General features: G+C 72.0%; 15 protein-coding genes. 4 read left to right on the plus strand and 11 right to left on the minus strand.

Annotated features, from left to right (window positions below):
* Positions 1-9 precede the first annotated feature (9 nt).
* The 4 genes from LV79_RS31265 to LV79_RS31280 all read right to left on the minus strand — a co-directional run bounded on the left by LV79_RS31265 (position 10) and on the right by LV79_RS31280 (position 4,836).
* Positions 10-453, minus strand: a complete 444-nt coding sequence (locus tag LV79_RS31265; protein ID WP_253841912.1) for a phage tail protein — start codon at positions 451-453, stop codon at positions 10-12.
* 18 nt (positions 454-471) lie between these two features.
* A complete protein-coding gene (locus LV79_RS31270) occupies positions 472-1,998 on the minus strand; it encodes a phage tail sheath family protein (protein ID WP_253841913.1) in 1,527 nt (508 codons plus the stop codon).
* A 178-nt stretch (positions 1,999-2,176) separates the two neighbouring features.
* Positions 2,177-4,180 carry an ATP-binding protein gene (locus tag LV79_RS31275; protein WP_253841914.1) on the minus strand — a complete coding sequence of 668 codons (2,004 nt, stop codon included), beginning with the start codon at positions 4,178-4,180 and terminating at the stop codon, positions 2,177-2,179.
* A complete protein-coding gene (locus LV79_RS31280; RefSeq protein WP_253841915.1) occupies positions 4,177-4,836 on the minus strand; it encodes a Pvc16 family protein in 660 nt (219 codons plus the stop codon). The genes LV79_RS31275 and LV79_RS31280 overlap by 4 nt, the downstream gene beginning before the upstream one ends.
* Positions 4,837-4,997: 161 nt before the next feature.
* Between LV79_RS31280 and LV79_RS31285 the strand changes: the two genes are divergently transcribed.
* Positions 4,998-6,533 carry an amidase gene (locus LV79_RS31285; protein ID WP_253842087.1) on the plus strand — a complete coding sequence of 512 codons (1,536 nt, stop codon included), beginning with the start codon at positions 4,998-5,000 and terminating at the stop codon, positions 6,531-6,533.
* A gap of 22 nt (positions 6,534-6,555) precedes the next feature.
* On the opposite strand, the gene LV79_RS31290 is transcribed toward LV79_RS31285, so the two are convergent.
* The 7 genes from LV79_RS31290 to LV79_RS31320 form a co-directional block, all read right to left on the minus strand.
* Positions 6,556-8,124: a YehQ family protein gene (locus tag LV79_RS31290; RefSeq protein ID WP_253842095.1), complete on the minus strand. Its 1,569-nt coding sequence runs from the start codon at positions 8,122-8,124 to the stop codon at positions 6,556-6,558.
* A 384-nt stretch (positions 8,125-8,508) separates the two neighbouring features.
* Complete coding sequence (locus LV79_RS31295) at positions 8,509-9,615, minus strand: VWA domain-containing protein (protein WP_253841916.1); 1,107 nt, start codon at positions 9,613-9,615, stop codon at positions 8,509-8,511.
* The gene (locus LV79_RS31300; RefSeq protein WP_253841917.1) at positions 9,612-11,849 is read right to left on the minus strand and encodes a DUF5682 family protein; all 2,238 of its coding nucleotides are present in this window, start codon (positions 11,847-11,849) and stop codon (positions 9,612-9,614) included. The genes LV79_RS31295 and LV79_RS31300 overlap by 4 nt, the downstream gene beginning before the upstream one ends.
* Positions 11,849-12,997: an ATP-binding protein gene (locus LV79_RS31305; protein ID WP_253841918.1), complete on the minus strand. Its 1,149-nt coding sequence runs from the start codon at positions 12,995-12,997 to the stop codon at positions 11,849-11,851. The genes LV79_RS31300 and LV79_RS31305 overlap by 1 nt, the downstream gene beginning before the upstream one ends.
* A 6-nt stretch (positions 12,998-13,003) precedes the next feature.
* Positions 13,004-16,225, minus strand: coding sequence for a DUF4132 domain-containing protein (locus LV79_RS34715; protein WP_253841919.1), 3,222 nt, complete (start codon positions 16,223-16,225; stop codon positions 13,004-13,006).
* Positions 16,226-16,543: 318 nt separating this feature from the next.
* Positions 16,544-17,749 (minus strand): MFS transporter, encoded by a 1,206-nt coding sequence (locus LV79_RS31315; protein WP_253841920.1) that lies wholly within the window; start codon positions 17,747-17,749, stop codon positions 16,544-16,546.
* The gene (locus LV79_RS31320; protein ID WP_253841921.1) at positions 17,746-18,333 is read right to left on the minus strand and encodes an ArsR/SmtB family transcription factor; all 588 of its coding nucleotides are present in this window, start codon (positions 18,331-18,333) and stop codon (positions 17,746-17,748) included. Before LV79_RS31320 ends, LV79_RS31315 begins: the two co-directional genes overlap by 4 nt.
* Positions 18,334-18,435: 102 nt before the next feature.
* Between LV79_RS31320 and LV79_RS31325 the strand changes: the two genes are divergently transcribed.
* From LV79_RS31325 to LV79_RS31335, 3 genes are all read left to right on the plus strand, one after another.
* On the plus strand, positions 18,436-19,113 hold the full coding sequence (locus LV79_RS31325) for a hypothetical protein (protein WP_253841922.1): 678 nt from the start codon (positions 18,436-18,438) through the stop codon (positions 19,111-19,113).
* Positions 19,114-19,242: 129 nt separating this feature from the next.
* The gene (locus LV79_RS31330; RefSeq protein ID WP_253841923.1) at positions 19,243-19,692 is read left to right on the plus strand and encodes a cupin domain-containing protein; all 450 of its coding nucleotides are present in this window, start codon (positions 19,243-19,245) and stop codon (positions 19,690-19,692) included.
* Positions 19,693-20,362: 670 nt separating this feature from the next.
* Positions 20,363-21,913 (plus strand): GGDEF domain-containing protein, encoded by a 1,551-nt coding sequence (locus LV79_RS31335; RefSeq protein WP_253841924.1) that lies wholly within the window; start codon positions 20,363-20,365, stop codon positions 21,911-21,913.
* Positions 21,914-22,097: the final 184 nt, after the last annotated feature.

Raw genomic sequence — 22,097 nt, forward strand, 5'->3', positions numbered from 1 at the left:
GGCGCACGGCTACTCGACTTCCATCTGCTCGTAGGTGATGACGAGCTTCTCGGTGAGCACACTGGTGTCGCCCGCCTTGAGCGAGCCGATCTCCAGCGTCTTGGGCCAGGCGTTGGTCAGCTTGTAGCGCTTGATCGCCTGCCCCTCGTAGTCGTAGACGATGATCGCCCCGCCCTTGCGCGCGTCGGACATCTTGCCGAAGTGCGCGTCCTTGACCCACTTCTCGAAGCTGGTGTCGCCGGTGAGGCCGCGGGTGAGGGTGACCTCGCCCGCCTTGGGCCGCCCGGGCAGCTTCTTGATGACGTACTTGCCGTCGGCGGTGTTCTGCTTGAGCTCGATCACGTCCTGTTCCATCTTCAGGCCGCTGACCTCGTTGATGGCCTTGATCTGGATGCCGTCGACCTCGAGGCCGAACGAGTGCCCTACCGAGGTGTCGAGATCGGGGAGTGCCATGTGCTGCCGCCCTTCGGGTTACTCGTTGACCAGGCTGGTGCCGCCGGACAGTTGCGCGAGCCGGAAGACCACGAACTCGGCGGGCTTGACCGGGGCGACCCCGATCTCGCACACCACGTGCCCGGCGTCGATGCTCTCGGCGGGGTTGGTCTCCAGGTCGCACTTGACGTAGAACGCCTCGTCCGGGGTGTTGCCGAACAGCGCGCCCTTGCGCCACTCGTTGACCAGGAACGAGCTGATGGTGCGCCGGATCCGCGCCCACAGCGCCTCGTCGTTGGGCTCGAACACCACCCACTGGGTGCCGTTGAGGATGGACTCCTCGAGGTAGTTGAACAGCCGCCGGACGTTGAGGTAGCGCCAGTCGGTGTCGCTGGAGAGGGTGCGCGCGCCCCAGACCCGGATGCCGCGGCCGGTGAACGAGCGCAGCACGTTCACCCCGATCGGGTTGAGCAGCGCCTGCTCGGCCTGGGTGACGCCGCTCTGCAGGGCCAGCACGCCGCGCACGACCTCGTTGGCCGGGGCCTTGTGCACGCCGCGGGTGCCGTCGTTGCGGGCCCACACGCCGGAGAGGTGACCGCTGGGCGGGACGAACACCGTGCCGTCGCCAGCGGGGTCGGCGACCTTGATCCACGGGTAGTAGAGGGCGCCGTAGCGGGTGTCGTAGTTGACCTCGTCGCGCCACTGCTTGACGCCCTGCGGGGTCAGTCCCGGTGGGGCGTCGAGGATCGCCATCCGGTCGCCCATCAGCTCGGCGTGCGCGATCATCGCGGTCTGCACGGCGCGGACGCCGTCGAGGTCGATGAGGTCGCGCTCGTAGAGGCCCATCAGGTCGGGCACGGCCACCATGGTGACCTCGTCGATGATCTCCAGGCCGCCGAAGCCGGTGCGGTCGGCGACGTCGCCGACGATGTCGTCGGCGCGGATGGGCGCGTCCGGGGCGGCGGGCGGCGCGGCGAGCACCACCGTCGCCTTGTCCGGCTTGGTCAGCGCGCCACCGGTGACCTCCTCGACGGTGATCAGCGACGAGCGCTCGCGGACCACCGTGACGACGTTCTCCTTGCCGCGCTTGGTGGTCGCGGTGTGCGTCTCGACGATCTTGCCGCCCTGCTTGACCAGGATGGTGAACCGGTCCTCCGGCGCGCCCTCCTCGGTCGGGTGGGTGACCTCGACGGTGATCTCCTCGGCGCGGCCGCCCGGCAGCTGCTTGGCGCTCACCCGGTAGTTGCCGATCTCGGCCTGCGCGGGCGGCGGGGCGGACCCGTTGCCGTTGCCGTTGCCGTTGTTGGCACCGACGCGCACGACGTAGGCGGTGGTGCCCCCGTTGAGGAAGTAGCCGAAGACGGCTTGCGCCAGGTACCCGCCCTCCAGGAAGCCGCCGAAGGTCTGGGTGAACTGCCCCCAGTTGGTGACCAACGTCGGTTCGTCGTGCGGCCCGCGCTCGGCGAGGCCCACGAAGGCGGCGACGGCGGTCCCGACTCCCTCGATCGGCCGAGACCCCGACTCCACCTCCTCGACGTACACACCCGGCGAGAGGTAATTGGGCATGACCTGCCTCCAAGGAGTCGACCGCTGACAGAACCGATACTGGTCGTGGACCCTCCCCCCTCCCAGGGCCACGCGACGGCGCCGGGGGGAAGCACCCGTTGCCCTAAGAGGCAGCCGAGCACACTCCCAACGCGACAAGGCCGCCGGGGATGGCCGGTGCCGTGGTGCGCCAAGGGGTTCAGACCGCCATCGCGGCGTGGTGGTAGGGGCCGAACTCGCGCTCCAGGCAGAGCCGCCCGAGCTTGCGGTACTCCCGGGCGACGGCGCCGACCAGCCGGGCCATGGACACCGGTTCACCCGCGTCGGCCGACAGGTAGGCGGCGGTGATCGCCGCGGACCGGATGTGCCCGCCCGCCAACTCGAAGGCGTCGGCGAGGAAGTCGAGGTCGAGGTCGTCGGCGCGGGGCAGGGCGGTGCCCAGGCAGCGGTCCCACAGTTGGCGCCGCAGCCGCTCGTCTGGCACCGGGAAGTCGACCACCACGTCGAGCCTGCGGGTGAACGCCTCGTCCAGGTTGGCCCGCAGGTTGGTGGAGAGCAGGGCGATGCCCTCGAAGGTCTCCATGCGCTGCAACAGGTACGCGCTCTCGATGTTGGCGTAGCGGTCGTGCGCGTCGCGGACCTCGGAGCGCTTGCCGAAGATCGCGTCGGCCTCGTCGAAGAGCAGCACGCCGTTGACGCCCGCGGCCTCGCTGAAGATGCGCTCCAGGTTCTTCTCGGTCTCGCCGACGTACTTGTCGACCACGGTGGCCAGGTTGACCGTGTAGAGGTCCATGCCGAGCGAGCCCGCGATCACCTCCGCGGACATGGTCTTGCCGGTACCGGAGTCCCCTGCCATCAGGCCGGTGACGCCGCGACCGCGACCGCCGCCGGGACGCATCCGCCACTCGTCCAAGACCCGGTCGCGGTGGCGTGCTCTTGCGGCGAGTTCGCGTAGGCCTACCAGGATCGGTTCCGGGAGCACCAGGTCTTCCCAACCGACGGCCGGTTCGATACGGCGGGCGAGGCGTTGCAGGCCCGCGGCGTTCTGGCCGCGCGCGCCCGCCCGCAGGTGTTCGGCGCGGACAGGGCCACCGGAAGCGACGGCGGCGAGTTCGGCGGCGTGCGCGGCGTGTCGGATCTGGCCGGGGCCGAGCACGAAGTGCGCGGTGACCTTCGCTGGGTCGGCGTCCGGGGCGAGCTTGCCCGCCAGGCAGGAGTGCCAGATCGCGGTGCGGGTGGCGACGGTGAGCGGGCGGACGTCGTGCTGGACCGGGGGTGTGGCGCTCCACTTCGGATCCCAGACGGCGGTCCCGTGCAGCACGGTCGGCACGGCGGGGTGCGACAACCGGCCTAGTGGCAGAGGGGTGCCGTCCGCGTCGATAGGGCCGATCACGATGCCCGCGCCACGGAGCAACGCCTCCCGCAGCAGAGCCCGGGCGATGTCTTCGGGGTGGTCACGGGGGAGGCGGCCGGTGTCGACGGTCAACGCGGCGAAGCCTGCCTCGGCGAGGGCGGCGGCAGCGGTTTCCCTGGCGCCGCAGCCGGGGTGCTCGCGCAGGTAGACCGATCGGACGCCGCCGCCGAACGCCCTGGCCAGCAGTTCGGTGCCGGGTAGGGCGTCGAGTTCGGTGGTGGCGGTGGCGAACCCGGTGATGCCGGGGTCCATCCGGGTGTCACCGAGCAGGTGGGCGACGACGCGGTCGGGGACCCGTAGTGAGCGGGAGAGCAGGGGGCGGTCGCGGTCGTCCACGACCAGGAGGCCCGAGGTGATGAGCGGGGCGTCGGCGTCGAGCCGGGCCCTTGCCGGTGCGGAGGCTTCTGGGACGCCGCACAGCCGGAGGGCGAGGCCGACACTGGCGCGGCGTCGGGTGACATCGTCGTTGAGGTAGCCGTAGAACTGCTCGAAGCGGCTGTCTATGTCGGGGGCGACGGCGATGAGCAGCAGCTCGGTGTCTAGAGGGCTGAGCGGTACAAGACTGGTCAGGCGGTCGGACAGGCCTGCCGGGTCTAGGTCGCCGGGTAGCGGGAACGGCGAGCGGCTGTCTGCGAACAGCGCGTCTATGGCTTCCTCGGAAAGGTAGAGCCCACGAAACGGGTCGTCCGGGTTTGGGTCACCGGCTCGTCTTAGTGCTACGGCGTCCCGGATACGCTGTTCTAAAGCTGCTAGACGGTCGAACAAGTGCACAACGCTGGTGTCGGTCACTGGTGCCCCCTCCGGACCCTGGTCATCGCGACCCGCTCCGGCACGTGGCCGGGCGTGGTGTTCGGGGGCACGTTGTGCGCGACCGCGTTGTCGCCGCCGACCTCCAGGCGCACGCCCTCGCTGGCGGGCGGGCCTGCCGGGAAGACGCGTCCGGTCTCCATCGGCGCGGACACGACGATGTCGAGAGACGGCTTGAGTTCGCCACCGAGCGCGGTCCACACATCGGCGAAGGCACGATCCTCCGGCGGCGGTAGGGCCACCGTCATCGGCAGCGGGAGGGCCAGGTCGGCGAGGGTCCCGTCGAGCATCTCCGGCGGGATCGCTTCATAGCGCAGGAATCGGCTCAAGAGGGACGACAGGAGTCTGTGCTCGTCTTCGGGGCGTTGGGTCCACGCCGTGACGAGGTACGAGAGCTTGAAGTAGCGGGGTGGCAGGTGGCGGGCGGTGACGACGCCGTCGGTGTACTCGTTGTGGAGTCCGCGCTGCCTCCGGCGCATGTCCTCGCGCACGTCGTAGAGGTAGACGTTCACCGTCGGGGCGTTGCGGCGCGACGCCCAGTCCTTGGTGGGCGCCTCGAACGCGACGTCTACATCCCCGCCGAGCAGCGCGTCGTCACGGACCAACCGCCGCAGGCACAGGTCGACCTCGTGAATCACCGCGCCTCCCGCGTGTGCTGACCTGCGCTCGACTATCGCGCCTGGGGGCGGGCGCGGACAGCCGTGCACCGCCGTCCGTGGGGGAACGGGCGGCTTCCCCAACGGGCAACTGGGAGGTGTTGACGGCGGTCCCGGACCCGGTTTGACTCACGCGGGTGCGCATGCGGCGAGTGATCGCGGTTCTCGGTCTGGCTGTCCTGGCCTCGGTGGTGCCCGGCCCGGTGGCCAGCGCGTCGGGTCTGGGGTTCGACCTCGACCGGGCGACCATCCCGCAACTACAGCGGTTGATGGACCGGGGGGCGCTGAGCGCTGTCCGGTTGACGCAGGCCTACCTGGACCGGATCAAGACCGTGGACAAGAAGGTCAACGCGGTCCTTAAGGTCGACGAGACGGCCATCGCGCAGGCCAAGGCCAGCGATCAGCGCCGCCGGTCGGGTCACACGCGGGGGCCGTTGGACGGCATCCCTGTCTTGCTGAAGGACAACATCGACACTCGCGGTCTGGCTACCACGGCCGGTTCGCGCGCCTTGCTCGGTACTCCCCCATCGGCTGACGCGACGCTGGTAGCGCGGTTGCGGCAGGCGGGGGCGGTGGTGCTCGGTAAGGCCAACTTGTCCGAGTGGGCTAACTTCCGGTCCACTCATTCGACGTCGGGGTGGTCCGGGGTCGGGGGGCAGACCAACAACCCTTACGCGCTGGACCGCAACCCGTGTGGTTCGTCGTCGGGGTCCGGCGCCGGTATCGCCGCGAGCCTCGCCCAGGTCGCCATCGGCACGGAGACCGACGGCTCGATCGTGTGCCCCGCCGCCGCGAACGGCATCGTCGGGCACAAGCCGAGCCTGGGGCTGGTCAGCCGGACCGGGGTGGTGCCGCTGTCGCTGGAGCAGGACACCGCGGGCCCGATGGCTCGCAACGTCGAGGACGTCGCGCTGACCTTGTCCGTACTGCAGGGCCGCGACCGCACCGACGCTGCGACGCTGGCGTACCCGAGCAACCAGCCCACGGACTACGCGCGCGCACTCCGCAAGCACGTCCTGCGCGGTGCCCGCATCGGCGTCTGGCGCAACGCGGGCATCGACAAGGACGTCGACCGCATCGTTGAGCGGAACGTGGCACTGTTGCGCGCGCAGGGGGCCACCGTGGTGGAGGTGGAACTGCCGTACCAGGCGGAGATCGCCGAGGCGGAGTACCCCGCGCTGCTCACCGAGATCGCCCGCGACCTGCCGCCCTACCTCCGGACCAGGCCACAGGCGCCGCAGAGCATCCAAGGCCTGATCGACTTCAACCGCCGGGACCCGGTGGAGCTGAGCAAGTTCGGCCAGGAACTGTTCGAACAGGCCGCGACCGCCCCCGGCCCCACCGACCCGACCTACCGGCAGCAGCGCGCGACCACCACGACCCTGGCCCGCCGCTCCATCGACGAGACCCTGGCCGCCCACCACCTGGACGCCATCGTCGCCCCCACCAACAGCCCCGCCTGGCGCACCGACTACACAGCGGGCGACGCGTACATCCTCGGCACCTCAACCCCCGCAGCCGCCTCCGGCTACCCCTCCACCACCGTCCCCGCGGGCTACGTGGGCACCCTCCCCATCGGCCTCTCCTTCATCGCGGGCCCCTGGGCCGACACCACCACCCTCGCCCTCGCCGCCGCCTTCGAACGCGCCAACCCCGTCCGCCGCACCCCTCGCCTCTGACCGGTCACTAGGTGCACCGTCGCTATTTGAGTTCCAGGGCGATGAGGAGGCGGAGGTGGAGGGGCAGCCAGGTGTCGACCGCTGGGGTGCGGGCGAAGGCGGCCATGGCGTCGGCGGTGGGGTGGAGGCCCGCTTCGCGTAAGCGGGCGGTCGTGGTGGGGAGGCGGTCGCGGAAGGCTGGGGAGAGGTGGCGGAGGCCGCGGTGGGCGGCTTCGGCGCACAAGGACTGGGCCTCGGTGAGCACCGCCGTCAGGTGGTCTGGTTGAGGCGACGTGGCTTGCTCCAGGCGGGCAGGGGCGTCGGCTGGTGCTAGATCGGGGACGACCAGTCCGTGCGCGGTGAACACGGCGATGGGGTCGATCCGGAGTTCGCCGTCGGCCTGGCTCACCGCGCCGCTGACGTAGGTCGGTTCGTCGGCGAGGGCGCGGGCCAGGGCGTCGAGCGCTCCCGGGGCGACTCCCCGGTGCTCGGCGGACACTAGGGCGGCCGTGCCATCGGGGTCCGTGATCACCGCTTCGAGCCGCTGGGCGCCCGGGTGGTAGCCGACGTGCTCGACCTGGGCGATCCGCAGGACGCGCACCGACTCCGCGGCCACCCGGGGACGAAGCACTCGCGGCGGCGCGGCGCGCAGGGCGGTCACGGCGGCGGCGTAGTTCGACACCACTGTGGACAAGTCAGACCACGAGTGTCCACTCGGGATGATCGAGGTCTTGGCCGCTCCGCCGCGGGCCAGGCGGATGACCCGGCTCGGACCGCGGACAACGGACTCGGAGAGCACCGTCGACGTCGCGAGTTCGCGCGGCGTCACCCCGTGCAACCGCGTTTCGCCGGACATGTGCTCGCGCAGGACGAGGACGTCGCGGGCATCGTGGAAGTAGATGTCGACTGTGCGGCTATCGACTGTGCCGCGCACCCGGGCACCCAGCGCGGTCAGCCGGACCTGGCGCAGCCGCGTCTCGGCAATCTCCTCCACGCCGAGCACCCGGGAGCGGTCACCGGTGGCCCGCGCCCTGGCGTGCACCTCGGTGATCAACTCCGCGACCCGCTCGACCCGGTGCTGGGCACCGCGCGCCTGGTACGCCGCCAACTGCTCCACCAGCTCATCGGTGGCTGCGGCGGGCCAGTGCAGGTTCGCCGAGGTCAGGTCGTCGCGGACCGCGCGCAGGGACCCGATCAGCACCGGACTGGCGTTGGCGGCACCGTCGAGCAGCACCGTCGCGGCGAGCTCCGTGGCGGCCGTGATGTCAACCGGGGCTGCCGATCCCGCACCACCCACGTCGAACCGGACGTCCTCAGTGGACGGATCCCGCTCGTCGGCGGCGCGGAAGGCCCAGACCGCAAGGACCACGGCCTCACCCCGGTAGCTCGCGACCGCGTCGGTGTCGGCGTAGGCCAGCTCGCCCGCGACCAGGAACCGCACGGTGCAGGAGGGCAACTCGACGGCGGGCACCGGGTCAGCCGCCGTGGCCCTGCGCACGCGAACCGGCAACCCAGCCCGCCACGTCCGCCGCGCCGCAGCGAGCACCCGCTGCCCGAACCGGTCGACCAGGTCGTCATCACTGAAAACCGCGGGCGACCACGGCGCGACCACAACCGCCGCCTGAGCCCGCTGATAAGCCACCACAACCGCGACCCGATGCCGGCAAACCCCCACCGCCCCGCAGGAACACACCGTCGCCCCCAACGGCACCCCCACCGCCAACACCGTCTCCACACCATCCCCGAACACCCCCCGAACACCCCCGTCGGCCCCCACCGCCAACTCCGGCCCAGCCCCCGCCTCAACCTCCCGAACAGCCCGCTTCACCAACCCCCGACTAGCCAACGCCCCCAACACCTCAGCGCTCAACGCCACCAGATCAGCCCGCATCAGCCCACCCCGTCCCCCGTGAGGCCACGACCAGGACAACCGCCCCGCCGCCACTGCCCATCTGCTGATCGGTAGGCGTGCCCAGCGCCCCCAGGTCCGCCCGCATCAGCCCATCCGTTCGGCTATGAACTCGGCTAGGGCGCCTGGGGTCATGGCGCCTATGTGGGCGCCTTCGTTGGCCAGGCGTTGGGCCAGGGCTCGGTCGTAAGCGGGGGTGGCGGACTCGTCGAGGGCGGCCAGGCCCAGGACCACGGTGCCCTGGGCGACGAGGGTGCGGACCGAGCGGACCAGGGCGTTGGGGTCGCCGCCTTCGTAGAAGTCGGAGATCACGGCGATGATGGCTCGGCGGGGGGTGTCGATGAGGGTCGCGGCGTAGGAGAGCGCCTTGGCGATGTTGGTGCCGCCGCCGAGTTGGACGGACATGAGGAGGTCGACGGGGTCGGTGACGTCGGAGGTGAGGTCGACGACGGCGGTGTCGAAGGCGATCAGGTGGGTTCGCAGTCCTGGGACGGACCACAGGCAGGAGGCGGTGACGGCGGCGTGGATCACCGAGTCCACCATCGACGCGGACTGGTCCACCACGAGGACCAACTGCCAGGTGTCGACCTGCCGTCGGGTGCGGGCGGTGAACCGGACCTCGTCCACCACCAGCCGCCGCTCGTCGGGGCGGTAGCGAGCGAGGTTGGCGCGGATCGTGCCGTGGAAGTCGAAGTTCCTGGCCAGCCGGACCGGGCTGCGCCTGCGGGTGCGCGGTCCGCTGAACGGCTGCCGCACCACCACCGCCAGCCTCCGCAGCAGGTCGCGCACCACCTGCTCGACGATGCGCCTGGCCAGCGCGAGCACCGCCGGGTTCATCAGGTGCTTGGTGCGCAGCACGGCCCGCAGCAGGGCCGCGTTCGGTTCGACCCTGGCCAGCACCTCGGGGTCGGTGAGCACGTCGGTGATGCCGTAGCGCTCGATCGCGTCGCGCTCCAGGCGTTCGACGGTCTCGCGGGGGAACAGGGTGTGGACCTCGTCCAACCAGTCCACTGTGGTCAGTGTGGACTCCCCGAGCCCACCCGCGCGCACGCCCCGCTCCGCCAGTTCCGGGTCGTGGTCGTAGAGCCAGCGCAGGGCGGCGTCCTGGCGGGCGTCGGCGTCGCACAGCGGGTTGGCGCACGAGTTCGCGGGTTCACCCAGGATCAGCCGCCACCGGCGCATGTCCTCGCTCATGCCAGCCCCTCCCTGCTCAGCACCGCGTCGACGGCCCGCTCCAGCGCCATCGCGGCGGAGACCACCGAGGGGTCCACAGCCGTGTGGACCACCGAACGCGCGGAGGCCGCGGACCCGCGCCGGTCCAGCAGCAGCCGCGCGATGGTCTCGCGTTCGGCGGGTGGGAAGTAGCCGTACGCCTGGCGCAGCGCGGGCAGGGCGAGCAGGAAGTCGTGGTCCGACAGGGCGGTGACCGCGTCGTCGAGCACGGCGATCACCTCCGGGTCGTCGAGGACCTCGGCCCTGGCGAGGGCGAACAGCCCGGCCAGCCAGTCGCCCATGGTGTCCGGGGCGGTCATGCCGCGCGCGGCGGTGACCACGTCGACCGGCAGGCCGAGCGACCACCCGAACCCGAACGCGGCCCCCCGGACGTCCGGTGGTGCGGCGAGATCGGCGGCGACCCGGCGCAGCACGTCGACCGCCGCCTCCGCACCGACCCCGAGCGCGGCGGCAGCGTGCCGCACGGTGTCGCGGGTGGCGGCGAGGGTCGACAACCGGCCGCGCTCGGCGGGTTGCGGGCCGCCGTGCAGTCCCTCCACCAACCACAGCACCCGCGTCACCGCGGCGTCCAGCACCTGCCCCAGCGCGGGGCTGCCCGCCGTCCCGAAGATCCTGTCGTGGCGCCACAGGCCGAGCACCTCGGTGAGCACGTCCCCGAGGTCGGCCAGCGCGCTCACCTGGGCGACACTGTCGGCCAGCGCGTCGACCACCCCGGTGTAGAGCGTGACGATCCCGCACAACCTGGCGTCGACCAGCAGCGCGGCCAGGCCTGGGGCGTCGGCGGGGGCGACCCGGGCGCCCAGCACGGCCGCGGACGCGTCGGCGAGGGTCGCGCCGTGCACGGCGGCCTCGATCAGCGCGGGCCCCCGGTTGTCGTCCGGCCGCAGCAGCCACCGCTCGACGAAGGCCAGCGCGGTGTCGCTGGACCGGACGGTGAACCCGGGGATCTCCAGCACCCGGAGCCGGTGCAGCGCGCGGCTGCGCTCCAGGTCGACGGGGTCGGCCAGGTCGAGCCGGACCTCGCCGCCGTGGTCGAGCCGGAGCCGGGACAGCTCGACATCGGTGGCACCGACCAGCGGCGGAGCGGGTGTGTCGGGGTGCAGCGCGCCCTCGCGGTCACCGCTGAGCGCCGCGACCACCTCGACCACGGCCGGGTGCGTCCCGAGTGGCAGCGGACCCCGGCGCGACCACGGCGGCGGCTGGGGCAGGTCCTCGGACACCAGCGCGCCGAGCAGCCCGTCCAGGACGTCGGTGCGCGCGGGCAGCTCGTGGCCGCGCATCCGAGCGAGTCCCTCGGCCAGGGTGCGGGCGGCGATCAGGTCCGCTGTGGACACTGGCTGGTGGCGGGCCCGCAGACCGCGCGTCACCGCCTCGGTCAGCGCCGTGGCGGCGCTGGCGACACCGCCGGTCCACAGCCAGTGGTAGTACTCCGGCGACGGCATGCCCGACTGGTAGCCGCTGAACGCGTCGAGCCGCCGGTAGGAGTACGGGACGAGGTAGCTGGCCCCCTCCGACCCCGGCGGCGGCGCGGGTGCCTCGGGCCACTCCCGATCGCCGCTGCCCGCGAGCACGCGCAGCGCCGGGGTGTGGAACCCGCCGGTGACCACCACGACCGGCCGGTCGCCCGCGTCGGCCGCCGCCGCTCGGACCCAGGACGCCATGTACTCCTCGCGGGCCCGGTCCTGCTCGCCCGCCGCGCTGTCGCCCCGCAGCAGGTCGAAGTACGCGGTGAGCCGGGGCGCGAGGTCGTCGTCCGGGGCGACCTCGACCAGGTGGTCCCACAGCACGTCCACGTTGTCGACCGCGAACTCCCGGCACAGCCGCTCGACGATCTCGGCGTAGCGGGTCTCGGCGTCGGCGTACCGGTTGTCCCGACCGGCGAAGGCGGGGTGCCAGGCGGGCAGGTCGATGAACCGCACCTGAGCGCCCACCGCCCGACCCGTGGTGATCGCGACCCATTCCGGCGAGTACTCGCACAGCGGCGTCCACGAGGCGTGCACCCGCTGCCCGTCGCGGTAGTAGGTGTAGACCGCGACCGGCAGGGTGTGCCCGAGCAGCAACTCGTCCACCCGGTCGGTGAAGTCGACCGGCCCCTCGACGAGCACGTGCGCGGGCCGCAGCCGCTCGATCGTGCGCTGGACCTCGCGCGCGCACGCCGGGCTGTGGTGGCGCACACCGAGGAACGTGACCGCCATCAGCCCGAGAGCAGGTGTCGGGCCCGGTGCAGCTGGGCCCACTGCTCCCCGGACTGGCGCGGCGCCTGCTGCTCCAGGTAACGGCGCAACCGGGCCAGGTCGTCGGCGTTGTCCTTGGCCGCGGTCCCGGCCAGGCACTCGACGACATCGGCCGCGGTGCCCGCCTCGCCTCGCAGGAACCACCCGCGCAACCCGACGGCGTGCGCGACCGACACCGCCTCGGCCGTGCTCATCACCGACGACAGCCGCTCGGTGCCGTCGCGCAGGTCGCGGAACGTGCGGACCAGCACCTCCAGCACGTCGCGGCGGGGCGCCACGCGCACCCCCGAGCGCTCCAGCAGCCTGCCCGCCTCCCGCTCGACCAGGTCGAGCTCGGTGTCCAGGTCGGCGATGGGGAACACCGTCTCGAAGTTGAACCGCCGCTTGAGCGCGGCGCTCATCTCGTTGACGCCCCGGTCGCGGGTGTTGGCCGTGGCGATGACGGAGAACCCCTCGCGGGCGAACACCATCGCGTCCGGACCGGTCAGCTCCGGGATCGCCACGACCCGCTCGGACAGCAGCGACAGCAGGCAGTCCTGGACCTCCAGCGGGCAGCGGGTGATCTCCTCGAACCGCACGACCTTGCCCTCGGCCATCCCGCGCAGCATCGGGGCGGGGACCAGCGAGCGCGGCGACGGGCCCTCGGCGACCAGCAGCGCGTAGTTCCAGGAGTACTTGACCTGGTCCTCGGTGGTGGCCGCGCCACCCTGCACGGTCAGCGTGGACTCGCCGCACACCGCCGCCGCGATCAGCTCGGACAGCAGCGACTTCGCGGTGCCCGGCTCGCCGACCAGCATCAGCCCCCGGGTGGTGGCCAGGGTGACCAGCGCCCGATCGACCAGCGACGGGTTGCCGACGAACTTGGCGCTGATGCCCCGGCTCGGGTCGCCGACGACGAACGCGCGGGCCGCCCGCAGGCTCAACGCCCAGCCCGGTGGGCGGGGCGCATCGTCGGCATCGCGCAACCGGGCCAACTCGTCGGCGTAGCGGACCTCGGCGGGCGGGCGCTGGACACCGGACTCGGCACTGGAGAGCGCGGGGTCGGACTTGGCGGTCTCAGACCTCCGCGTGCGGGACTCGGCGGTTGTGGGCTCGGTGGTGTCGGGCATGGTCGCTCAGCCCCGCAACGAGGTCAGGTCGGCGAGCACCTCGGACGCGGTGACTGGGTCCAGCTCGCCGAAGGTGCGCTCGCCGCGCGGGTTCCAGCTGCCCGAGCCGGGGTCGACCCAGATCTGGGTCAGCGTCTGCTCGGGGAAGACGTCCATCGAGCCGACGGCGATGCCCGGTTCGAGCGCGACGCTGATCGAGCCGCCGCCGGGCAGCGGCCGCAGGAACCAGGGTTCGACGCCCGCGTCCATCGGCGTGCCGCGCTGCCAGCCGCGCTTGGTCAGGCCGAGCAGCTTGCCGACCGGGGTGGTGGTGCCCTCGAACCGGGTCAGCCTGGTGTCCGCGCGCTCGGCGTCGGTGAGCCGGTGGACCGGGCGGCCCAGCTGCGGGAACGGCTGCAGGATCTCGTAGTCGGCGAACACCACTGCCCACGCCTCGACGGTGTCGCCGAGGTCGATCGGGTGCGCGATCCGCACCAGGGTGTCGTCGGCGACATCGCACCGCTCGTCGGCGACGTCGGCGAGGGTGCGGTCCTCGGCGAAGCGGAACGAGACGCCGTCCGCGCCGACCAGGACCAGCCTGCGCACGACGTGCCACAGCAGCGGGTGCTCGACGAACAGGCGGCGGAACTCACCGGCCTGCCAGGTGCGGCCCACCGCCATCGCCTGCTCGAACCGGGCGATCTGGTCGGCGGCGAGCGCGCGGACGTCCTTCTTCAACGCCGTGTAGCGCTTGTGCTCGGTGGCCGCCAGGTCCTGGTCGTCGCGGGCACCCGGCTTGGGCAGGTCCTTGCGCGGCGTGCCGTCCTGGTCGACGACGAAGGGCTTGAGCCGCTCGTCGAAGCCGACCACGAACCGGCGCGGGCCGTAGTCGATGGTCAGGGTGGCGGCGTCGTCGAGGCCCAGGGTGGGGACCAGCCGGTCGGCGAGCTGGTCGGCCGTGAGGCCGAGACCGGCCGCGACCACGGTGATCTTCTCCCCGGCGCGCTGCTTGAGGGCCTTGAACGGGACCTTGACCGCGATGCCGTTGAGCGCCGTCAGCGCCACATCGGTGCCGATAGCGGCGAGCACGTCGAGCCCGGCGACCGCCCTGACGTGCCCGCCCTCCCCCGGCCACGCCCGGATCACCGGTGCCAGGGCGCGCACGGTCTCGTCGTCGCCGAGCAGCCCCAGGGCGGTGAGCACCCAGTTCTCCTTGGCGGGCATGCCCGCTGTCTGCCAGCGGCCGAACAGCTCCCAGGCGAACTCGGCCAGCGACCGGGCGTCACAGGTCCGCTGGACGACCCGAACACCCTCGTACACGTCGTCCAGTGTGGACAGCGCGAGGGTGGTGATGACGTGCCGGACCGCGGACTCCGGCAGCGCGCCACTCCGGTCGCGCACCAGGATCTGCGGCAGCGCGGCGGGGTCGGCCCAGGGGCCGGGCACCGGGACACGGGTGGGGAGCACGTCGAGCGGGTCGGTGGACAGCAGCGCGTCGATCGCCGCGACCACCCGGGGACCGTGCTCGACGGCGGCGGCCCTGGCCTGGTCGGGGACCAGCCGCAGCGCTGCCTCGGCCGCGCGCCGCGACGCGCCCGCCGGGCCGAGGGCGGTCGGCACCAGGTGCCGGGCCGCGGTGTCGGCGTGGCGGCGCAGCCAGGCGCGGGCGGTGCTGCCCGCGGACTTGAGCCGGATCTGCCAGTCGGCCATCTGGTGCGCGATCTCGCCGTCCGCATAGGGCAGCAGCAGGCCGCCCGCCACGCCCGGGTTGGCCTTGGCCAGGTGCAGCAGAGCGGGCAACGCGGCCAGGTCGTGCCGGGCCGCCACCTGCCTGCCCCACTCGGCGGCGCCCCACGCGTTGGTCGGGCGCCAGCCCGCGAGCCGGGGCCCGACCAGGTCCTCGGGGGCCTCGAGGATCAGCACGCGGGTCCAGTACTCCGACCCGCCGCCCGCGAGGAAATCCGCCAAGACCTGCTCGCGGACACGGACGTTGACCAGGGATGCCCACTCGGCTCGCTCGGTGCCGGACGCGGCCCACGCTTCCCGCTCCCCCGGCTCCCAGGCGATGGCCTGGCCGGTCGGCGCGGGCAGGTCCTTGATGACCACCGGTTTCGCCGCCTTGCGAGCGGTCGTCCACGGCGGCTGGACCAGCAGCGGCGGCAGGGCGTCGCTCGGCACCTCGGGGACCGGGCGCAGGTGCTCGACCAAGCGGGCCAGGGCGGGCCGCACGTGCTCGGGCAGGTGCGGGAGCACCTGCACGACCTGGTCCAGGTTCGGCCGGACGTGCTGGCGCAGCACCTGTTCCGCCGCGCGGGCGTTCTTGCCGGACCCCGCCGCGGCCGGGGTCACCAGGCGCAGCGCGCGCACCGGGAACCGGGCGGTCGCCTCGCTCAGCAACGGCCGGGCCACCTTGCCGTCGGCCTGGCTGACCAGGACCTCGAACGCGGCGTCGGAGGACAACTCGGCGAGGGCACCCAGCACCACCTCGGGCACGTCGGGCGAGGTGCCCCAGTCCCGCCTCGCCTGCTCCGCGAGCAACGGCACGGCGTCGGGACCGAGCGCGTCGACCAGGGTTCGCAGCACGTCGACACCGTGGGGCCAGTAGAACGAGTACTCGCTGCGCTCGCGGTAGGCGGTGAACTGCTCGACCGTGCTCATCGCGCACCCGAAGAGCTCCCACGCGCTGCGGTTGCGGTTCACGTTGTCGAAGCGGTGCTCATGCGCCCCCTCGATCGCGCCGTCGACCCAGTCGACCCGCCCGGGCACCAGATAGGCGGTGACGACCATGCTCGCCAAGGTCGACCTGTCGGCCTCGAGTGCCGCGACCACCGCCGCGTACTCGGCGTCGGAGCAGGACGCGATGATCTCCCGCAACCTGCGCTGCGCGCCGGTCGCCCGTTCGTAGCGGAACGCGACGGGATTCGCCCAGTACAGCTTCATCCTCTGGTCCTCGTGTGGGTACGGGGCGACGCTCCCGAGGTGCAGGCGCGTGGACTGCACCAGCGCCCGAGCCGCGAACTCCACCCCGTGCCCGACCACCCACCGGTCCACAACCCCCGGCGAGTCCACATGATCACCCAACACCGCCCCCACAGCAGCACTGAGCGGCGTCACCACCCCACCGAGGAAGTCCCCCAGCGCCGCCACCAACTCAGGCTCCGACTCCTCAGCGACGACCAACCTCCCCGCCGCGCGACGCCACTCCTCCCACTCCCCACCCGCCCCGTCGAGCACGACCTCCCGCCGCACAAGCCCACCTCGCCGAACGTGAACGTCCGCGTGCCACCCCACCGGCACCCCGAACGGCACCTCCTCCAGCGCCCAACCCCCCGCGCTCACCGGATCACCAGCCCCCGCGGCAACACCAGCACGCGCCGCAACACCAGCACCGGCGGCAACACCCGAACCCACAGACACAGCCGAACCGGCTGACACTCCCGAACCCACGGAATTCCCCTACTCGACCCCAGCCCCACAGTGACGACCGGACCATACGACACCGGTCAGACAATTCCGCCAAATACCTCCGACGCAGGTCAGACGATCAACCACCTCGCCGTCGAGTCGCTAGACCAGCGCCGGCTCGTGGGGTCGGGTGGGTTTGCGGAGACCTGTCAGGGCGACGATGCCTGCCGCGAGGAGGAGTACGGCTTGGGTGTTGAGGAGGACCGACAAGGGGAGGAGTGGGGCCAGGGCGCCGGTGATGAGCATGCCGAGGGCTTGGAAGGCGGCCATTCCGGCGAAGGCTGTGGTCATGACTCGGCCGGTGCGGTCCGCTGGGACGCTGGACTGCAAGAGGGTCAGGGAGCCGGTAGTCGCTACGACGGCAGGAGCTCCGATCAGTGCGAAGAGTCCTATATAGAGGGCGATCGTGGTGCTCACCGGCGGTAGGTTCCAGATGGACGCGGACAGAATCGCGAAGACGACGCCGCCCCAACCGAGGAGGGCACCCGGGTGGGCCTGCCGGACGACGGTCGCCAGTGCTACGCCCGCCGCCAAGCCGCCGATCGCCTGGACGCCGCGTAAGAGGCCGACTTCAGCCTCCCCAGCACCCAGCGGACCAGTCACGAAGACGACGAAGAGCACCAAGAACATGCCCTGCGCTAAGGAGACCAGCACCAAGGTCACCCCTACCGTCCGCAGTGGGCCCCGTCCGAACTCGGCGATGCCGGTCAGCCACTGCCGCAGGACCGCGGCCCGCACGACAACCACCCGCGTCCCCGGCATCGCGGGCACCAGCAGGATCGCGGCCACCGCCAACGCCGCCACCGCGCCGACGACCACCCACTGCAGGCCGAACGCCCCCAGGACGATCCCACCCAGCGCGCTCCCGGCGAGTCGGGCCACGCTGCTGTTGAACCCCATCAGCGCGTTCGCCGCCGTCAGCCGGGCCGCGGGGACGACGGAGGGCAGCATGGCCGACCTCGTCGGCTCGAACACCGACGCGATCGCCGACTGCGCCACCAGCACCGCGATCACCAACGCCGGGCCGCGCCCCACCAGCAGCGGCACCAGCGCCGCCGCCTGCAGCACGCACACCCCGAGCAGCACCTTCCGCCGGTCCCACCGGTCGACCAGCACCCCGGTGACCGGGCTGAGCAAGACAGTCGGCAACAAGCCGGCCACCATCGCCAACGCCGTGGACCCCGCCGACCCGGTGCTTTGGTAGATGTAGACAGGTAGCGCTACCTGCGCCATCCACTCAGCGGCCTCCTCGAACAGGCTCGCCAACCACAGCCGTGTGAACGGTCCGCGCCCCAGCAGGTCCCTCATCCGCTCGGCCTGCCATCGGCCTCGACACGCAGGAACGCCCGCCAACTGGCCTGGACCGGGCGGGCGTCGGCGGGCGCGTCGGCGCGGATCGTCGAGACGAACGGCCGCACCAAGGCGTCGATCGCGGCGTTGAGCCGGGCCAGCTCGTCCGGGGTGACGCGCAGCGAGTACTGGTTGAGCTCGGAGGCGCGCCGCCACTCGGGGTCGAGCTCGGCCATGGTGTCGATGAAGCGCTGGGTGAGCAGCTGCTCGTTGCTCAACGTAGCGCCGAACGCGGCGATCTGGGCCGCCCGGGTCGCGCCGTCGCTGTCGAACTCGCCGATCTCCAGGCCGACCTGGGTCGCCCGCCACGGCCGCTCCCGGCCGTCGGTGCCCGCGACCGACTCGACCAGCCCCCACTTCCGCAACTGCCGCAGGTGCCAGCTGCAGTTCGACGCCGACGAGTCCACCGCCGCCGCGCACTCGCTGGCGGTGCGCTGGCCGACCGCCATCAGGTAGCTCAGCAGGGCCGCGCGCACCGGGTGCGCCAACGCCCGCATCAACTCGACGTCGCGCACCCGCAGTCGCGGCGGCAGCTCGGCCATGGTCAGCCCAATCTGAAAGAGTTCTTTCGAAGTTTCTCTTTCAGAGTCGCGCACCCCCGGGTCCCCGTCAAGACCCGCCGCCGGACGTGATGTGCTCTCGCCATGGCCGAGCCGCCCCTCCCGGCAGATCCCCGCGACTCCCCCGCTCCCCCTCCGATATCCCCCCGGCGCAAGACCCTGCGCCTCGTCTTCGGCCAGCTGGCCTGCGTGGGCGCCGTCCTCGCGGGCTGGACGCTGTACGAGCAGGTCACCACCGGTACGCCCGCCTTCGCCGTGCGCATCGCGGTCTGCGTCGCGCTGTTCGTGGCCGCGGGCATCCTGACCATCTACTACGCCCTGCTCGCGAACCTGTTCGCCACCGGCCTGGCCCTCGTCCTGGCGGGCGCCCCCGACACCGACTGGCTGCTCATCGGCATCGGCGCCTACCTGCTGACCGCGACACTCGCGGGCCTCTGGCTCACGACCAGCCAAGCGCGGGAACGAGCGACCTACGTGCCACTGGTCGAGACCCTCATCCAGCACGGCAGCAGGCACCCCGGCGAGGTCGCCGCCATCGAGGACGCGGGCAACGCGAGCGACGGACACGCGAAGGCAGCCGTCACCGTCACCTACCCCGGCGGCACGACAACCCTGACTCGCGAGTTCAGCGTCATCCACATCCCGCGCGTCGGCGACCCTGTCCTCGTCCTCCGCACCACCGACACCACCGGCGTCGTGTTCGCGGGCGACCGGGAGCACCGCGCGGAACTACGCCGACAACTCAAGGCGGCCAGGCAGTAAGCGTCACAAGGCCACAAGCACGGCGGGCACGCGTGTCCACCTCCTGGACGCGTCGACCAGGCTGATTGACACCCCGCCGCCCGGTGTCGTTCGCTGGCCGCCGTTGCGGCAAGCGGTGAGAGGACAGCGATGACCGAGCACGACGACCGGGTGGCGGGCACAGAGGACTGGCACCGCCCGCTGCGCCACATCCGCGGCGCCGACCTCAGCGGCGACACCACCCAGACCAGCGGGATGCGCAGGCTGGAGGCGGTGTCGGGCAAGACGGTCGGGTCGCGGAAGGTGTGGATGGGCGAGACGCACGTCGGCCCCGGCACCAACTCCGGCGACCACCACCACGGCGAGGCAGAGACCGCGATCTACGTCAAGTCCGGCAACCCGGTGTTCGTCTTCGCCGAGGGCGACCAGGAGGTGCGGCTGGAGACCGAGCCGGGCGACTACATCTTCGTCCCGCCGTACGTGCCGCACCGCGAGGAGAACCCGGGCGGCGAACCGGCGGTGGTGGTCATCGCGCGCAGCAGCCAGGAGGGCATCGTGGTCAACCTGCCCAGCCTGTGGGCGCCGGTCGAGCAGGCCTGAAGGGCCACGACCGGCGGATCCATTGACGAATTGGTCTAGGCCACCTACGGTCGCGGGTGTCAGCGCGCCGGTACCGGGGGCATCGCGGAACGGGGACCACCGGACGAACAAGTCCGGAACAGGGCCCCGGGGGCGATCGGAACCGGTATCACTGAGCCGAGGCCGCGGCGGTGGCCCACCAACTCACCGCCGCGGCCTCACCCTTGTCCCGCCCCAGCCCCGACCCGCCCAAGTCCCGACCCGCCCGGTCCCGGACGGCTAGACACCTCGACACCAGCGTGCCCAGTGCCCCATGCTGGTCCAGGCCGTGACGCGGCGAGATGACCGCATGACCGTGCGTTGACTCGACCGTCGAGACATAGGGCCGCGGGCAGGCACCCGAGCCACCACGCGCACCCCGGCCGCGCGGCCGTTCGTCCCTGCGGCTGTGCTCCGAATGAGTGGTTGACGCGCTCGCTGGGCCATTGCCGTTGTCTGGATCCCGCCGTGCCCTAGGGTGCTTGGTGAGGGACTTGCGCCCACGGGGGGTTCGCAAGGCGAGCACGTGGAGCGGCGCCGTGGGGGCGCCCTCCGCGCACGGTGGGCCGGGGAGCCCACCGCACGTCACCGGTATCCCCGGCGCGCCGCGGGTCTCCTTTCTCAAGGGGCCTGCTCACCGGGGAGGGGCGGTATGGGGGGAATCCAGACCGGGTCGGGGTGCCACGACCGCACAACGGGTCTCGACCACCGGATACGGGCGAACGCGGGCCACAGCGAGCTGTCGGTGGCCCGGTTCACCGGCGTCCCGTTCGCGCTGTCGCGGCCGCTCAACGGCGCGGAAGGCAGGGTCACCGGAAACCGGGGTTGGGTAGTCCCGCCGCGGTGCCAGCGCCGATGGACCGCGGAGTTCGACCGCCCGACGATCGCGGTGCTGCTGGGTACGGACACCGCCGCGGTTATCGCTATCGCGGCAGCGGCGTGGTTAGCGCCAACGGTGACGGTTGGCGACCTTGGCGTGTTCCTCGTTCTCATCGCGTGCGCGTTGACCTACACAGAGCTGACTGCCGCGAGCGAGCAACGGCGCAGACTGGTGCGGGCGCAACGCGGGTCAGTCGAGTTCATCGATCAGGCGTCCATCTGGTTCTTCAGCGCCGCAGTGCTCTTACCGCCGCTGTTGGCCGTGGTGCTGGTGGTAGCCGTGCGGTTGCGCCGGTATCGGATAGCGCTAAGACCCCTCGCTGTCTGGGTGGGCAACACCGCGGCGGTAGTGCTGTCCGTCGCGGCGGTGAGTCTCGTCCGCGACGCCGTAGTGGGACCAGCGTGGCCGACTGGCGCGACAGCGCTGACCGCCGATCACGGCTTGATGTTCAGTGCGGCGCTAGGCCTCACAGCGGTCGTGTACTTCGTCGTGGACGCGGCACTAGTCGCGTTGTATCGGGGCGTTCGGTTCCACAGGTGGGACTTGTCGGCGACGTTGGGCAGCCGTGAGGACAACCTGCTGTTGGCGCACACACTGCTCGTCGCGCTGGGCGCCGTGGTTGCCGCTGTCGTCACCCCGGCCGCGTTGCTCGCGGTGCTGGCGGTGGCCGTGATGGAGACCAAGACGTTGGGCAGGTTGGCCGCCCGCACCGCGGACCGGGATCAACTGCGCGTCGACGCCACCACCGACCCGCTCACCGGTTTGTACAACCGGCGCGGGTTCGAACCTGTCGCCGGGGGGCTGCTCGCCGCCGACCGCGAGGCGGGGCGGCCGACCGCGGTGCTGATGCTGGACCTCGACCACTTCAAGCGGTGGAACGACCGGCTCACCCACTTCGGCGGCGACCAAGTGCTGCGCGCGGTCGCCGACGCGTTGCGGTCCAGCACTAGAGGCAGCGACCTGGTGGCCAGGTGGGGCGGCGAAGAACTCGCGGTAGTGCTACCTGACACGACAGTCGAGCACGCGCGGGAGGCGGCCGAACGGATTCGCGTCGCGGTGCGGCGACTGGACACGGCGGTGGAACTCCCGGCGGGCGGCCCCCGGGTGCGGCTGGGGCACGACACGCCGCCGTGCACGGTGTCCATCGGCGTCGCGTGCGCGCCCGACCACGGCACCGACCTGACCGACCTGCAGCAGCTGGCCGACCGCGCGCTGGGCACCGCCAAGCGCAACGGCCGCGACCAGGTGGTGGTCATCGGCACCACGGCCGACGGCGAGGTGGTGATCGGGCACCCCCGGCTGCCCGACGCCGAACAGCGCTGACCCGGGCGCCCCGAGCCCGCGCGGATCGTCCACTGTGGACTTTAGGGTGCGCGGGAAAGTGACCTTCGTCGCATTCAGCGCTCCGATGTCACAAACCCCACCCCCCGCGGCGTTACCCCTACAGCGGACCGTTCAAGGTCAAGACGCCGTGGTGAGGACGGGTGTGACGGCCGCTCGACAGGCG

It is taken from the genome of Actinokineospora globicatena, assembly GCF_024171945.1.
Taxonomy (GTDB): domain Bacteria; phylum Actinomycetota; class Actinomycetes; order Mycobacteriales; family Pseudonocardiaceae; genus Actinokineospora; species Actinokineospora globicatena.